This window comes from Pseudomonas sp. Irchel s3b2 (genome assembly GCF_900187445.1).
Taxonomy (GTDB): domain Bacteria; phylum Pseudomonadota; class Gammaproteobacteria; order Pseudomonadales; family Pseudomonadaceae; genus Aquipseudomonas.
In genome coordinates, this window is sequence record NZ_FYEB01000017.1 from 1 (window position 1) to 15,537 (window position 15,537).

Sequence of the window (15,537 nt, forward strand, 5' to 3'; positions counted from 1 at the left end):
AAAGCATACGCGGCCCCAAAATTGCCAAGCCCAAGGAATGGCTGGAGGGAAAGGCTGCCAATGCTCATGTGTCGACCGACCGGGTGCTTAAGGCCCATAAAGGGAAAACACCTTGAAAGGGCTGGCTTTTACAGCGAGTCACTTTCGAAAAGCGCGAAAGTAACCAAAGCGCTTCTGCCCCTTTCGTTCGGTGGCTCGCCTAGGCTCGCCATGCCCTCGCTCCGGTCCTGCTCCGTGGGCCCGCCGCGATCGGCCATCCATGGCCGTGCGCGGCTAACCCGGCATCCATGCCGGGTTGCCCACTGCGCAGAACCTCCGCTCGGCCTCTCGAGGGGGCGGTGCGTCAAGATCAAAAGCTGCAGGCGAGCTAACGCTCGGCCTGTTGAGTGGTTGAAAAGCGTTGTCGTACGCCGATCTATTGTGGGAGCGGGCTTGCTCGCGAAGCGGTTGGTCTTGCCGTTGCCGTTGCTTTGGCTTTAGATCTGCCGCCCCTTTCCCAGAGGCCGAACGCAGGCGTTGCGCAGGGGGCACCGCGGCAAGGAGGCCGCGGTAGCCGCCCCCGGCCATGGATGGCCGATGGCGGCGGGCCCCCGGAGCAATGCCGGAGTGAGGGCATGCCGAGCCTAAGCGAGGCACCGAATGGTGGGGCAAAAAGCGCTTTGGTTACTTTCGCGCTTTTCGAAAGTGACCCGCCGTAAGGGCGGAACCCTAAGCAGCCGTTACCGCAAAAACGGATATGTACACAACCGAAAAGCCAGCGCTCAGAAAAACGGCCTCCCAAGCGGAGGCCGTTTTTCATTCTCACATCCGGCTTTTCTTACGCCGCTTCCACTGCCGACTCACCCACCAGCGCCAATACATCATCACCAGGCAATAGGCGAGGGCACCCAGCACCAACCCCGTGACCACCGAACCGAGCAAGAACGGTTGCCACAGGCTCGAAAGTTCGCCGCTGATCCACTCCCAGGTCAGCGCGTCCGGCAAGCGTCTGGCGGGGACGTCCATCAACCAGGCACCAGTCTGATAAGTGCAGAAGAATACCGCCGGCATGGTGATCGGGTTGGTCAGCCAGACCAGGCTGACGGCAATCGGCATGTTGCCGCGCGCGATGATGGCCAGGAACGCCGCCACCAGCATCTGCAATGGAATCGGCAGGAATGCGGCGAACAGACCGACCGCCATGGCCCGCGCGACGGAGTGGCGATTGAGGTGCCAGAGGTTCGGGTCATGCAGCAGGGTGCCGAGAAAGCGTAAGGATTTGTGTTCCCTGATGCTGGTCGGGTCTGGCATGTAACGTTTGAATAAGCGCCGGGGCATAAGGCTTCTCGGTCGGTTCAGGCGGCAAGTATGTCTGGATTCTACGAACCGCCCATTCAGACTTTGTGACAATTGATAACGACGTACGTGCGGTACACCGGCTAAGCATAGGAAGGGACTCTCAAGGACGGGCTTATGCGCACAGGGATGATGGCGCTGGCGTTGGGTCTGCTGGCCTTGCGTTTTTTACCGGCATTACCGCCGACAGGGTTGTGGCTGTTGTTACCGGTGGCGGGTTTGATGTTGCTGCCGTTTCGCACTTTTCCCCTGGCATTTTTTCTGTTCGGTTTCAGTTGGGCCGGCGCGAATGCACAGTGGGCGCTGAATGATCGCCTGGCACTGAATCTTGATGGCGAGACTCGCTGGGTCGAAGGTCGTGTGACCGGGTTGCCGCAGCAGACCGAGGGCGTAGTGCGTTTCGAACTGACGGACAGTCAGTCGCGTCGCACCAGACTGCCTCGGCACCTGCGTCTGGCCTGGTATGGCGGGCCGCCCGTCAACAGCGGCGAGCATTGGCGGCTGGCCGTCAAATTGAAGCGTCCTGTCGGGTTGCTCAACCCGCATGCGTTCGATTACGACGCCTGGTTATTGGCCCGGCACATTGGCGCCACCGGGACCGTCAAAGATGGCCAGCGACTGATGGAAGCGCAGTGGGCCTGGCGTGACGGCATCCGTCAGCGTTTGCAGGCCGTGGATGCCCAAGGGCGAACGGGTGCGCTGACAGCGTTGGTGCTGGGGGATGGCGCCGGATTGAGCCGTGAGGACTGGCAGGTGCTGCAAGACACCGGCACCGTGCATCTATTGGTGATTTCCGGGCAGCACATCGGTTTGCTGGCGGGAGTGGTGTATCTGCTGATTGCCGGGTTGGCGCGTTACGGCTTATGGCCCAAGCGTTTGCCGTGGCTGCCATGGGCGTGCGGACTGGCGTTCGCGGCCGCGCTCGGTTATGGGCTGCTGGCCGGCTTCGAAGTGCCGGTGCGGCGGGCCTGCCTGATGATCGGTCTGGTGCTGTTATGGCGACTACGGTTTCGTCACCTCGGCGCATGGTGGCCGCTGTTGCTGGCGCTTGACGGTGTTTTGCTGCTGGACCCGCTGGCGAGCCTGCAACCGGGTTTCTGGTTGTCCTTTGCGGCGGTCGCGGTGCTGATTTTCACTTTTGGCGGCCGATTGGGTGCGTGGCGCTGGTGGCAAACCTGGACTCGCGCTCAATGGCTGATCGCGATCGGCTTGTGTCCGCTGCTGTTGGTGCTGGGGTTGCCGATCAGTCTCAGCGGGCCGCTGGCCAATTTGCTGGCGGTACCTTGGGTCAGCCTGGTGGTCCTGCCGCCGGCTCTGCTTGGGACGATGTTGTTGCCCGTTCCTTATGTGGGCGAAGGATTGCTGTGGTTGGCCGGCGGTCTGATCGATCTTTTGTTCAAGGGGTTGGCGTTGATCGCCGGGCAATTGCCCGCGTGGGTGCCGGTGGCGGTCCCGTTGTGGGTATGGGCGCTCGGCATGTTGGGAGCCTTTGTGCTGTTATTGCCGCGAGGCGTGCCATTGCGCCCGTTGGGCTGGCCGATGTTGCTGGTACTGGTTTTTGCGCCCCGGCACACATTGCCTGAAGGCATGGCCGAGGTCTGGCAGTTGGATGTCGGTCAGGGTTTGGCAATCCTGGTGCGTACCCGTCATCACACCTTGCTGTATGACGCCGGGCCACGGTTCGGCGATATCGACCTGGGGGAGCGGGTGGTGCTGCCATCATTGCGCAAACTGAGTGTGAACGGCATTGATCTGATGCTGATCAGCCATGCCGATGCCGATCACGCCGGCGGTGCGCGAGCAATTGCCAGTGCAATACCGGTGAAGCAAGTACTGAGTGGCGATCACCTGGCCCTGCCAGACGAATTGCACGCCGAGGGTTGCGAGAGCGGTCAGCAATGGGTCTGGGACGGCGTGAAGTTTCAACTCTGGCAGTGGTCATCGGCCAGCGACAGCAATCAGAAATCCTGCGTGTTGCAGATTGAAGCCAATGACGAGCGGTTGCTGCTGACCGGCGACATCGATGCCGCCGCCGAACGGGCGTTGCTCGACAGTCCATTGGCGGTGCCGACGGATTGGTTGCAGGCCCCGCACCATGGCAGTCGCAGTTCGTCTTCAATGGTGTTGCTCAGCACCTTGCAGCCCAAAGCGGTGCTGATCTCCCGTGGCAACGGCAATTCTTTCGGCCATCCCCATCCCACGGTCGTGGCGAGGTATCAAAAGCGCGGTATGGCGATCTACGACAGCGTCGAGCAAGGTGCCATTCGTCTGCAACTGGGACGCTTCGAGCCGCCGTGGACGATGCTTCAAGAACGGCGCTTCTGGCGCGATCCGCCACCATCCAGCCAGTAACCCGAACTATCGAAGCCCGACCGGATGCGACATCGCGGTCTTCGGTGCGTCCACCCCCTATGTTAGAGTGGCGCACTTTTCGAGGGGACTGTCACTGTGTGGGAATTGGTCAAATCCGGCGGCTGGATGATGCTGCCGATCATTCTGAGTTCCATCGCCGCCATGGCGATCGTTGCCGAGCGTCTCTGGACCCTGCGTGCCAGCCGCGTGACCCCGGAGCACTTGCTCGGGCAGGTCTGGGTCTGGATCAAGGACAAACAACTCAATAAAGAAAAACTCAAGGAACTGCGCGCCAACTCTCCGTTGGGCGAGATCCTGGCCGCCGGTCTGGCGAACTCCAGGCATGGTCGCGAGATCATGAAAGAGTGCATCGAAGAAGCCGCAGCGCGGGTGATTCACGAGCTCGAACGCTACATCAATGCCCTCGGCACCATCGCCGCCATGGCCCCGTTGTTGGGGTTGCTGGGTACGGTGCTGGGCATGATCGATATTTTCAGTGCGTTCATGGGCACGGGCATGGGCACCAACGCCTCCGTGCTGGCCGGTGGTATTTCCAAAGCGCTGATCACCACCGCCGCTGGCCTGATGGTCGGCATCCCGGCCGTGTTCTTCCACCGTTTCCTGCAACGCCGCATAGATGAGCTGGTGGTGGGCATGGAGCAGGAAGCGATCAAGCTGGTCGAGGTAGTGCAGGGTGACCGCGACGTGGATCTGGCTGAGGGCAAAGCGTGAAATTCCGTCGTAAACCACGGGAAACGATAGACATCAACCTCGCGTCGTTGATCGACGTGGTGTTTATCCTGCTGCTGTTTTTCGTTGTGACCACCACCTTCACCCGTGAAACCCAGTTGCGCGTCGACTTGCCGGAAGCGGTCAGCGGTTCCCCGGCCGAAGACCAGCAGGCCAAACAATTGGACATCGCCATCAGCGCCGAAGGTGTGTTCTCCGTGAACAACCAGTTGTTGCCCAAGAATGACCTGACCAGCCTGATGGAAGCGCTACAGAAAGAATCCAACGGCGACACCAACCTGCCGCTGTCCATCAGCGCCGATGGCAAGACCCCTCATCAGTCCGTCATCACTGCGATGGACGCTGCCGGCAAGCTCGGTTTCAGTCACTTGCGTATGACCACTGTCGAGGCGGCGCCAGCATCCTGATGGCCATGTCCGATCGATTGCTCGCTGCATGGTACGAAGGCCATCCGGCATTGAAGCTGTTGCAGCCTCTGGAATGGCTGTATCGGCTTGTGGTCACCGGCAAGCGCAAGCGCTTTTTGGCGGGCGAGGGCGAGATCTACCAACCGCCGGTGCCGCTGATCGTGGTCGGCAATATCACGGTGGGCGGTACCGGCAAGACGCCGTTGATCCTGTGGATGATCGAGCATTGTCAGCGCAGAGGTTTACGGGTCGGCGTGGTCAGCCGTGGTTACGGTGCAAAACCTTCACAATTGCCGTGGCGAGTCGAGGCGGATCAAGGCGCGGACGTGGCGGGCGATGAGCCGTTGTTGATCGTTCAGCGCACCGGCGTGCCGCTGATGATCGACCCGGACCGCAGCCGCGCGGTCAAAGCCTTGCTGGCGAGTGAGCCGCTGGACCTGATCCTCTCCGACGACGGCATGCAGCATTACCGGCTGGCCCGGAACCTGGAACTGGTGCTGATCGATGCCGCCCGAGGGCTGGGCAACCAGCGTTGCCTGCCGGCCGGGCCATTGCGCGAACCGATCGAGCGTCTGCAAAGCGTCGATGCGGTGCTTTACAACGGCGCCACGGCCGACCGCATTGACGGTTTTGCCTTCCAGCTGCAACCCACGGCGCTGGTCAATCTGCATAGCGGTGAACGCCGGTCTCTCGAACACTTTCCCGCAGGTCAGGCGCTGCATGCCGTGGCGGGGATCGGCAATCCCCAACGTTTCTTCACGACCCTCGAAACGCTACACTGGCGGCCAGTGCCCCATGCGTTTGCCGACCACGCCGAGTACAGCGTGCAGGCGTTGAATTTCACCCCGTCATTGCCAGTGGTGATGACGGAAAAGGACGCGGTGAAGTGCCGTGCCTTCGCCGCCGCCGATTGGTGGTACCTGGCGGTCGATGCTGCGCCATCGCCGGCCTTCGTGGCCTGGTTCGATACACAGTTGATGCGCCTGGTGCCGGCTCGTCTTTTGCCTTAACTCCGTTTCTATCCAGGGAATGTACATGGACACCAAATTGCTCGACATCCTCGCTTGCCCGGTCTGCAAAGGTCCGCTCAAGCTCAGCGCCGACAAAACCGAGCTGATCAGCAAGGGCGCCGGCCTCGCGTATCCGATTCGCGACGGCATCCCGGTGATGCTCGAAAGCGAAGCGCGCACCCTGACCACCGACGAGCGTCTGGACAAATGACTACACCTTTTACCGTTGTCATTCCCTCGCGTTTTGCCTCCACCCGTCTGCCGGGCAAACCCCTGCTGCTGATCGCCGGCAAGCCGATGATTCAGCACGTCTGGGAACAGGCGAGCAAAAGCAGCGCCCAACGAATCGTTGTGGCCACTGACGATGCGCGCATCATCGAGGCCTGCAAAGGTTTTGGTGCCGAAGTGGTGCTGACTCGCGAAGATCATAATTCCGGCACAGATCGTCTGGCCGAAGTCGCCGCGAAACTGGGCCTGGCCCCGGACGCCATCGTGGTCAACGTTCAGGGCGACGAGCCATTGATCCCGCCGAGCGTAATCGATCAGGTTGCCGCCAACCTGGCGGCCCATACCGAGGCGCGCATGGCCACCCTGGCCGAGCCGATCGAAGATGTGGAAACCCTGTTCAATCCCAACGTGGTCAAAGTGGTCAGCGACCTCAATGGCCTGGCGCTGACGTTCAGTCGTGCCTCCTTGCCGTGGGCTCGCGACGCGTTTGCCAAAAGCCGCGACCAATTGCCGGAAGGCGTGCCGTATCGCCGTCACATCGGCATTTATGCTTATCGCGCCGGTTTCCTGCAGGACTTCGTCTCCTGGGGCCCATGCTGGCTGGAGAACACCGAGTCTCTGGAACAACTGCGGGCGCTCTGGCATGGCGTGCGAATCCATGTCGCTGATGCATTGATCGCGCCGCCCACCGGCGTCGATACCCTTGAAGACCTCGAGCGCGTTCGTCGCTTGCTGGAGGCCTGATGCGGGTTCTGTTCGTCTGCCTGGGCAATATCTGCCGTTCCCCCACGGCCGAAGGCGTGTTGCGGCACAAACTGCGTGAGGCAGGGTTGGCCGATCAAGTCGAGGTGGCTTCCGCTGGCACCGGTGACTGGCACGTCGGCAAGGCCCCGGACAAGCGCAGTCAGGCCGCGGCGAAACTGCGCGGCTATGACCTGTCGGCCCAGCGTGCGCAGCAAGTCAGCCGTGCCGATTTCGCCACCTACGACCTGATTCTGGCGATGGACAACAGCAACCTGCGCCACCTCAAGGCCTTGCAACCAGCCAAGGGCAAGGCCGAGCTGGACCTGTTCCTGCGTCGCTACCAGTCGGAAATCGATGAAGTGCCGGATCCTTATCACGACAGCGACCAAGGGTTCGAAACGGTACTGGACCTGATCGAGCGCGCCAGCGATTTGCTGGTGATCGAATTGAAGGGCCGGTTATGAGTTTGCAGGTGCAATCCGAGGTTTCGCTCAAGCCGTTCAACAGCTTTGGCGTGGATGTTCAGGCCCGGCTATTTGCCGAGGCGCATAGCGATGCCGACGTGCGCGAAGCCCTGGCCTATGGGGTGGAACATGATGTGCCCGTGCTGGTGATTGGTGGCGGCAGCAATTTGCTGCTGACCGCTGATGTCCAGGCGCTGGTACTGCGCATGGCCACACGCGGGATTCGTGTACTGAGCGATGACGGCAACCAGGTGGTGATCGAAGCCGAGGCGGGCGAGCCGTGGCATCCGTTTGTGCAACACTCCCTGGCGCAAGGGTTGTCGGGGCTTGAAAACCTCAGCCTGATTCCCGGCACCGTGGGCGCGGCACCGATGCAGAACATCGGCGCTTACGGCGTCGAGATAAAAGACGTTTTTGCCGGCTTGACAGCCCTCGATCGCCAGACCGGCGAGTTGCGAGACTTCACGCTGGCCGAGTGCAACTTCGCCTACCGTGACAGCCTGTTCAAACAGGAGCCGGGGCGTTGGTTGATCCTGCGGGTGCGTTTCACCCTCACGCGCACCGCGCACCTGCACCTGGAATACGGCCCGGTTCGCCAGCGCCTGACGTCGCTAGGTATCGATCACCCGACGCCAACCGATGTCAGTCAGGCCATTTGCAGCATTCGCAACGAAAAACTCCCCGACCCGGCAGTGCTCGGCAATGCCGGCAGCTTCTTCAAGAATCCGTTGGTACCAGCCGCACTCGTGGCACAACTCAAGGGTGAATACCCGGATCTGGTGGCGTATGCGCAACCCGATGGGCAAATGAAACTGGCGGCGGGCTGGCTGATCGAACGGGCCGGCTGGAAAGGCTTTCGCGACGGTGATGCCGGTGTGCACAAATTACAAGCGCTGGTGCTGGTCAACTACGGCACCGCAACGGGCCTGCAATTGCTGAACCTGGCGCAGCGTATTCAGAAAGACATTTCAGAGCGTTTCCATGTCGACCTGGAAATGGAGCCCAATCGGTATTGAGGCTACGCTTTCACGGCTGATTTCAAAGCCCTGCACATCTTCAGATGTGCAGGGCTTTTTTGTTAATGCTGGGTTAACTTAGCGACCTAACGATGCAAGCATTTGCTCCACCAAAGGCCCGGTGCAGACGTTGTGTCCGCATAAGAGAGCCCATTAGCCTGAGTCGATCTGCGTGAAGGAACCCACGCGGCAGATTGCTCGACCCCATAACCTCTATAACTATGCGGGCGTGCCCATGATTACCCTGAAACTCAATGGACAAGATCATCAACTCGATGTCACCGAGGACATGCCGCTGCTCTGGGCGATCCGTGACGTGGCCGGTTACAACGGCACCAAGTTCGGCTGCGGCATGGGCCTGTGTGGCGCCTGCACCATTCATATCGACGGCGCGCCTGCGCGCAGTTGCATCACGCCGATCGGCTCGGTGGTCGGTCAGAACATCACCACCATCGACAACCTGCACGCCGATCCGGTTGGCAAAGTCGTCCAGCAAGCCTGGCTCGACAGCGCCGTGGCGCAGTGCGGTTATTGCCAGGGCGGACAAATCATGTCGGCCACGGCGTTGCTGAAAACCAACCCGAACCCCAGCGACGAGCAGATCGAAGAGGCGATGGTCGGCAACATTTGCCGTTGTGGCACCTACAATCGGATCAAGACCGCCATCCGCCAGGCGTCCACTCACCTGAAGGAGGTCAAGGCATGAGTCGGCTACCGAATGATTTTGCGTTGAGCAATCTGAGCAACCTCAGTCGCCGCGGTTTCCTCAAGGGTGTGGGCGCTACCAGTGCGCTGGTGCTGGCAGCCAGTTGGGGCTGGCAGGACGCCCTCGCTGCCGAAAAAGACAAGAAGTTCGGCGCCGATGGCATGCCCAACGGCTGGATCGATGATCCTAAGGTGTATGTCAGCATCGCGGCCGATGGCAGTGTGACCGTGGTTTGCAACCGCTCGGAAATGGGTCAGGGCGTGCGCACCAGCCTGACCATGGTAGTAGCCGATGAGCTGGACGCCGACTGGGCGCTGGTCAAAGTGCAACAGGCGCCGGGCGACGAAGTGCGTTTCGGCAACCAGGACACCGATGGTTCGCGGAGCATGCGTCACTGGTATGAGCCGATGCGCCGTTGCGGTGCTGCCGCGCGGACCATGCTTGAGCAAGCCGCTGCCGCGCAGTGGAGAGTGCCGGTCGGCGAGTGCCGTGCGCAACTGCATAAAGTCATTCACCAACCGACCGGTCGTGAACTGGGCTACGGCGCGTTAGCCGCTGATGCCAGTGCACTGGCGGTGCCTGCCCGCGACAGTCTGCGGCTCAAGCAACCGTCGGAATTCCGTTATATCGGCAAGGAAGGTACCAAGGCCATTGACGGTGCGGACATCGTCAATGGTCGTGCGGTCTACGGCGCCGATGTGCATTTCGACGGCATGCTTTTCGCCACCATCGCGCGTCCAGCAGTCTACGGCGGCAAGGTCAAGTCCTTCGATGCCAGCGCCGCGATGAAAGTCCCGGGTGTGATCAAGGTCCTGCAAATCGAAAGCCGTCCATTGCCGTCCGAGTTTCAGCCTCTGGGCGGTGTGGCCGTGGTGGCCAGCAATACCTGGGCGGCGATCAAGGGCCGTGAAGCACTGAAAATCGAGTGGGATGACGGCCCCAACGCCAGTTATGACTCGATCGCCTACCGCAAGGAACTCGAAGCCGCGTCTCTCAAACCCGGCAAAGTGGTGCGCAATACCGGCAGCATCGACCAGGCCATGAGCAGCGCCGACAGCACCCTCGAAGCCTCTTACTACCTGCCGCACCTGGCGCAATCGCCAATGGAACCGATGGTCGCCATCGCCCGTTTCAAGGACGGCGTGTGCGAAGCCTGGGCGCCAAGCCAGGCACCGCAAGTCACCCGTGAACGGATCGGTGAGCGCCTCGGGATTCCATTCGATCACGTCACGTTCCACGTCACCTTGCTCGGCGGCGGTTTCGGTCGCAAATCCAAACCGGACTTCGTCGTTGAAGCGGCGATCCTGGCCAAAGAGTTTCCGGGCAAGGCGGTGCGGGTGCAATGGACCCGTGAAGACGACATCCACAACTCCTATTTCCACACCGTGTCGGCCGAATACCTGAAGGCCAGCCTGAACAAGGACGGCCTGCCGTCCGGCTGGCTGCACCGCACGGTGGCGCCGAGCATCACCGCGCTGTTCGCGCCGGGGATGAACCATGAAGCGGCTTTCGAGCTGGGCATGGGCTTTACCAACATGGCTTACGCGATCCCCAACGTGCGTCTGGAAAACCCTGAAGCGACGGTCCATACCCGGGTCGGCTGGTATCGCTCGGTATCGAACATTCCCCACGGCTTTGCGATTCAGAGCTTTGTCGATGAACTGGCCCACAAGGCCGGTCAGGATCCGCTCAAGTACCAGATCAAACTGCTCGGCCCGGACAGATCGATCGATCCGCGCACCTTGAGTGAAGAGTGGAACTACGGCGAATCTCCCGAGCGTTATCCAATCGACACTGCACGGATGCGCACTGTGCTGGAAACCGCCGCCAAAGCGGCCGGTTGGGGGCGTGAGTTGCCCAAGGGCCGAGGTTTGGGCCTGGCGGTGCACTATAGTTTTGTCACTTATGTGGCGGCGGTGATCGAGGTTGAAGTCAAAGACGATGGCACGTTGATCGTGCACAAGGCCGACATCGCCGTGGATTGCGGCCCGCAGATCAACCCTGAGCGGATTCGCTCGCAGTTTGAAGGTGCCTGCGTGATGGGCCTGGGCAACGCGGTGCTGGGGGAAATCAGCTTCAAGGACGGTAAGGTTCAGCAGGACAATTTCCACATGTACGAGGTAGCGCGCATGTCTCTGGCACCGAAAGAAGTCGCGGTGCACCTGGTTACGCCACCGGGCAATGTGCCGTTGGGCGGGGTCGGTGAACCGGGCGTGCCGCCGATTGCGCCAGCGCTGTGCAACGCGATCTTCGCTGCCACCGGCAAGCGCATCCGTAATCTGCCAGTGCGTTATCAACTGCAAGGCTGGCAGAAGGCGCAAGCCTGATGGACAGCGTCGATCTGAACGTCCTGCGCAGCGTGCTGCAATGGCGTCGCGCCGGTCAGCGGGTGATGTTGTACAGCGTGGTCCAGACCTGGGGCACCGCGCCTCGGGCACCTGGCGCCATGCTGGCGTTGCGTGAAGACGGCGTGGTGATTGGCTCGGTGTCCGGTGGCTGTGTCGAGGATGACCTGATTGCCCGGCTGCACGATGGCCGTATCCCGGCTGAGGGGCCGCCGGTGCAATTGATTACCTATGGCGTCACCCGTGAGGAGGCCGCGCGGTTTGGTTTGCCATGCGGCGGCACTTTGCGCCTGACCGAGGAGCGCGTCGGCGATCCGGCGTGGGTCGCCGAATTGCTGACACGTTGTGAGGCGCATGAAATCGTTGCGCGTGAGCTGAATCTGGCGACCGGTGACGTGGTTTTGCGGCCAGCGAGCAAGACTGATGCGCTGGTGTTTGACGGGCAGACCTTGCGCGCCATCTATGGTCCGCGCTGGCGGCTGTTGCTGATCGGCGCCGGCCAACTGTCGCGCTACGTTGCCGAAATGGCGCGGCTGCTGGATTTCGAAGTGCTGATCTGCGATCCGCGCACCGAGTTCGTCTATGGCTGGGAAGAGCAACACGGTCGCTTCGTCCCGGGCATGCCCGACGAAGCGGTGCTGACCATCCAGACCGACGAGCGCACGGCCATTGTCGCCCTGACCCACGATCCACGCCTGGATGACATGGCGCTACTTACCGCGCTGGACTCCAAGGCGTTTTATGTCGGAGCGCTGGGTTCGCGGGTCAACAGCCAGAAGCGCCGGGACAACCTGGCTCAGCTAGGCTTGTCACAACAGGCCATTGAGCGCTTGCACGGGCCGATCGGTTTGCACATCGGCAGCCATACGCCGGCGGAAATCGCCTTGTCGCTGCTGGCCGAAATTGTGGCGATCAAAAACGGCGTGGAATTGAAACAGAAGAGGCCGTTGCAGGAGGGCATATGAGCGACCCCATCGGCGTTATCGTAGTGGCCGCGGGGCAGGGCAGCCGGTTTCGACAGGTAGCGGGTGCCGAGAAGGACAAGCTGCTGATGGACTGTACCGGTCGTGACGGCGTCACCGTGCATTCGATGATCGAGCAGGTGCTGGTGAATCTGCCGGCCGCGCTTGAGAAGCGCGTGCTGGTGACCACGGCGGGTCGCCCGCAAGTCATTCGTATGGCTCAGGCCTATGGTTGCGAGATTGTGCGGATCGAGTCGACCGGCCTGGGCGACAGCATTGCGGCGGGTGTGGCGGCATGCTCACAACTCGGCGGCTGGCTGATCATGCTGGGGGATATGCCGTTTATCCTGCCGTCCAGCATTGAACAGGTTGTTGCGAATATTGCGCAGGATGCCATCAGCGTGCCGGTGTATGAAGGGCAATATGGGCACCCGGTGGGGTTCGGGCGAAGCTTCGGTCCGGGATTGATGGCGTTGACCGGTGATCACGGCGCCAAGTCGCTGTTTGCACAGGCGAGGGTGGTCGAGGTGAAGGTTGAGGATCCCGGGGTGTTGTGGGATGTGGATGTGCCTGAGGCGCTGGTTTTTCAATAACGGTTGTCAGCGGGATCGCATTCGCACTTCCCCGGAATAATAGGCTCTTCCTTTCGCCCATTCGTATTTATCGATGGGTGCCAGATATAAAACTCGTTATTCAGCGGGTTCTATCCCACATACGATCATGTGGCGTGTGATGTTCACAGTTGGGGTGAACGTCCGGTCAGTACTCACTGCATTCATCGCGGCCGGCGATTTTACTATCGCCGTCGATGGGGTGACTCACTGATTGTCGCCAACAGTTCGCCTGTCGAGGCCGAGCCTTGCCGAGTCTATGTCAATGAACTGGCCCGGGTGCTGGCGACGCAGGCACTGTTGTTGGTGCCCATTACGGATGTGTTGCAGGCGCAACTGTCTGTGTATCAAGACTTGTTCCATCTGCAAGGGGAAGCCGAGTTCGACGGTGCCTCTTTCATGTCAATGAAGAAGATCTAACGGAGGCGTCAATGCCGTACTTATTACTTTCACTCGCTGCGGTGTTCTGGGGCGGTAACTATGTGGTCGGAAAGTTGATGGTGGTGGATGTTGATCCAGTGCTGCTGTCACAACTTCGATGGCTGATTACCAGCGCTTTACTACTGCTGATTAACTATAAAGCCGTGATCGCCAGTTTGCCGGCCGTACGTAAGTCATGGTTGACCCTGGTTATGTTGGCGATCTGTGGCCAAGTTATATTTCCGCTGACCTTATATATCGGTTTGCAATACACCAGTTCGTTGAATGCGGCGATTTATCTGTCGGCCACGCCCTGTCTGGTACTGGCCCTCAACCGTTTCGTTTTCGGTGATTTCATCTCTAGGTCGAACATGCTTGGGGTGGTCATCAGTACGGTGGGTGTGTTCTGGCTGGTGACGATGGGGCATCTGTCCGATTTGAGCTTCCTGGAAGGCTTCAACAAAGGCGATTTCTGGACCATGGCCTCGGCTGCCAGTTGGGCTGTCTATTGCTCCTTTTTGCGGACAAAGCCCAAAACCATCGCCGGCAATGCGTTCGTGACGTATTGCGCAGTGGTGGGGGCGTTATGCCTGATTCCGTTCAGCTTGGGTATTTGGGCGTTGCACCCTGATCTGACGTTCAACCTGGGGCAGGGCGCTGCACCGTGGCTGGGCCTGGCGTATCTGGTGATTTTCCCGTCCTGGCTGTCGTACTTGTTCTGGAGCAAAGGCATCGGTGAAATCGGTGCCACCCGTGGTGAGATCTTCACTCACTTGGTACCACTGTCCGGTGGGCTGTTCAGCATCGTGTTCCTCGACGTGCAACTGCACGCCTATCACCTGGTCAGTCTGGTGCTGATCGTGTTTGGGGTGATCCTCTGTTCCATTAAGAGGCGGGCACCGGTGGCACTGCGCGCGGAGGCGGCTTGATTGATGTTTCCCAAACGTGAACTCGAAGCCCTGCTGTTCCAGGGTGACGTCATTCGGGCGAGCAGCCAGGAGGATGGACTGCAACTGTCCAACCTCTTCGAGGGTGAGGTGGTGCGGCAATCTGTAACTGCTGACGGGTGCCCGGCCCGTTACCCTTCCGTCAGCGGTAAGCGGGCCGGTTTTTCGAAGTCGAGCACCCATTGCGCCAGCGCTCTGGGGGCTGGTTTGCCAGGGTGATCGAAAAACACGAATTCGGTGGTCAGCGAGGCATATGAACCACTCAGGAAATATGTTTGCACCTGTTCACTGCGACAGCACGAATCGACCAGTGACAACGGTACCAGAGCAACGCCCACGCCGTTGATCACATTAGAAAACAACAGCGGATAAGAGCCACACTCGATGATTTTTTCCGGGGTGATATTGCCCATCATGAATAGTTCGTCGAGATTACGTTGCGAAGCGCTGCGCCGGCTGTTGACCAGGAACACTTGGCCACTGAACGCTTTCAGGTCCTGGATGGTGGGGTGTGCTGCGCTGTAGATCAAGGCCAGCGGCTCGTTGAACAGCGTTACCCGGCGATAATGCGAAGGTGCAAAGCCTGCGCCGACAATCACTGCGTCGAGTTTGCCGGCCTCGAACTCCTTGAGCAGCGACTGTGTATTTCCAATGCTGACATCCACTGCCAGCCCGTCGGGATTGGCAACGATGCTTTGCAACAGGTTCTGGCGAGTAATAGTGAGGTTTTCGATGACACCCAAACGCACCCGAGTTTCGGTTTTTGTCTGGCTCAGGCTGGCTTGAGCGCGAGCAACCAGTTCGAGGATTTGTGAGGCATAGGCATAGAGCTCCTTGCCTGGCGCCGTCATCGTGATACCGCGACCGGAGCGTTCAAACAGCTTGGTATCGAGCCGTGATTCGAGTGTCTTGATGCGGAAGGAAATACTGGATTGAGCGCGGTTTAACCTGATCGCTGCTTGTGTGACGCTGCCGTAGTCAACAATCGCTTTGAAAGCGTCCAGTTCAGCAATTTCCATAATCACGCACTCTTTGCTCCATAACGGGCCGAAGGCTTTCGGGCCGTGGCAGGACCTACTTTGAACCCTGCACCGCTCTATTCTGCACGTTGCACAGCTCTTTCGTAATACTTGCTTACAAATATTTAAGCGGGTGTTTAGCGAGGAACGCAATCGCCTCGACAATAAACCGTTGCCAGGCAGCAACAGGCTTCAGTTTCTATTAGCAAAAAAAAGCCCCG

General features: G+C 60.1%; 15 protein-coding genes. 13 read left to right on the forward strand and 2 right to left on the reverse strand.

All coding sequences use genetic code 11. The annotated features are described in order from the left end of the window. Positions 1-801: 801 nt before the first annotated feature. Positions 802-1,317, reverse strand: coding sequence for a DUF2062 domain-containing protein (locus CKW20_RS25060; protein WP_095055287.1), 516 nt, complete (start codon positions 1,315-1,317; stop codon positions 802-804). Between the two features lie 135 nt (positions 1,318-1,452). Here CKW20_RS25060 and CKW20_RS25065 point away from each other — a divergent pair, with 135 nt between their 5' ends. The 13 genes from CKW20_RS25065 (at position 1,453) to CKW20_RS25125 (ending at position 14,279) form a co-directional block, all read left to right on the forward strand. Next, on the forward strand, positions 1,453-3,687 hold the full coding sequence (locus tag CKW20_RS25065; RefSeq protein WP_095055288.1) for a DNA internalization-related competence protein ComEC/Rec2: 2,235 nt from the start codon (positions 1,453-1,455) through the stop codon (positions 3,685-3,687). A 96-nt stretch (positions 3,688-3,783) separates the two neighbouring features. Further along, positions 3,784-4,419 carry a MotA/TolQ/ExbB proton channel family protein gene (locus tag CKW20_RS25070; protein WP_008067747.1) on the forward strand — a complete coding sequence of 212 codons (636 nt, stop codon included), beginning with the start codon at positions 3,784-3,786 and terminating at the stop codon, positions 4,417-4,419. Beyond that, positions 4,416-4,844: a biopolymer transporter ExbD gene (locus CKW20_RS25075; RefSeq protein ID WP_007904055.1), complete on the forward strand. Its 429-nt coding sequence runs from the start codon at positions 4,416-4,418 to the stop codon at positions 4,842-4,844. The genes CKW20_RS25070 and CKW20_RS25075 overlap by 4 nt, the downstream gene beginning before the upstream one ends. Further along, complete coding sequence (gene lpxK, locus CKW20_RS25080; RefSeq protein ID WP_095055289.1) at positions 4,844-5,854, forward strand: tetraacyldisaccharide 4'-kinase; 1,011 nt, start codon at positions 4,844-4,846, stop codon at positions 5,852-5,854. The genes CKW20_RS25075 and lpxK overlap by 1 nt, the downstream gene beginning before the upstream one ends. 25 nt (positions 5,855-5,879) lie before the next feature. Next, on the forward strand, positions 5,880-6,065 hold the full coding sequence (locus tag CKW20_RS25085; protein ID WP_003179363.1) for a Trm112 family protein: 186 nt from the start codon (positions 5,880-5,882) through the stop codon (positions 6,063-6,065). Further along, positions 6,062-6,826, forward strand: coding sequence for a 3-deoxy-manno-octulosonate cytidylyltransferase (gene kdsB / locus CKW20_RS25090; protein WP_095055290.1), 765 nt, complete (start codon positions 6,062-6,064; stop codon positions 6,824-6,826). Before CKW20_RS25085 ends, kdsB begins: the two co-directional genes overlap by 4 nt. After that, a complete protein-coding gene (locus tag CKW20_RS25095) occupies positions 6,826-7,290 on the forward strand; it encodes a low molecular weight protein-tyrosine-phosphatase (protein ID WP_095055291.1) in 465 nt (154 codons plus the stop codon). The genes kdsB and CKW20_RS25095 overlap by 1 nt, the downstream gene beginning before the upstream one ends. Beyond that, on the forward strand, positions 7,287-8,306 hold the full coding sequence (gene murB, locus CKW20_RS25100; RefSeq protein WP_095055292.1) for a UDP-N-acetylmuramate dehydrogenase: 1,020 nt from the start codon (positions 7,287-7,289) through the stop codon (positions 8,304-8,306). Before CKW20_RS25095 ends, murB begins: the two co-directional genes overlap by 4 nt. 235 nt (positions 8,307-8,541) lie before the next feature. Further along, a complete protein-coding gene (locus tag CKW20_RS25105; RefSeq protein WP_095055293.1) occupies positions 8,542-9,012 on the forward strand; it encodes a (2Fe-2S)-binding protein in 471 nt (156 codons plus the stop codon). Beyond that, the gene (locus CKW20_RS25110; RefSeq protein ID WP_095055294.1) at positions 9,009-11,339 is read left to right on the forward strand and encodes a xanthine dehydrogenase family protein molybdopterin-binding subunit; all 2,331 of its coding nucleotides are present in this window, start codon (positions 9,009-9,011) and stop codon (positions 11,337-11,339) included. The genes CKW20_RS25105 and CKW20_RS25110 overlap by 4 nt, the downstream gene beginning before the upstream one ends. After that, entirely contained in the window at positions 11,339-12,322 is a 984-nt protein-coding gene (locus CKW20_RS25115; protein WP_095055295.1) for an XdhC family protein, read from the forward strand. Before CKW20_RS25110 ends, CKW20_RS25115 begins: the two co-directional genes overlap by 1 nt. After that, positions 12,319-12,912 carry an NTP transferase domain-containing protein gene (locus CKW20_RS25120; protein ID WP_095055296.1) on the forward strand — a complete coding sequence of 198 codons (594 nt, stop codon included), beginning with the start codon at positions 12,319-12,321 and terminating at the stop codon, positions 12,910-12,912. The genes CKW20_RS25115 and CKW20_RS25120 overlap by 4 nt, the downstream gene beginning before the upstream one ends. 449 nt (positions 12,913-13,361) lie before the next feature. Continuing rightward, the gene (locus CKW20_RS25125; protein WP_095055297.1) at positions 13,362-14,279 is read left to right on the forward strand and encodes a DMT family transporter; all 918 of its coding nucleotides are present in this window, start codon (positions 13,362-13,364) and stop codon (positions 14,277-14,279) included. 149 nt (positions 14,280-14,428) lie between these two features. On the opposite strand, the gene CKW20_RS25135 is transcribed toward CKW20_RS25125, so the two are convergent. Continuing rightward, positions 14,429-15,502, reverse strand: coding sequence for a LysR family transcriptional regulator (locus CKW20_RS25135; RefSeq protein WP_256585135.1), 1,074 nt, complete (start codon positions 15,500-15,502; stop codon positions 14,429-14,431). Positions 15,503-15,537 lie beyond the last annotated feature (35 nt).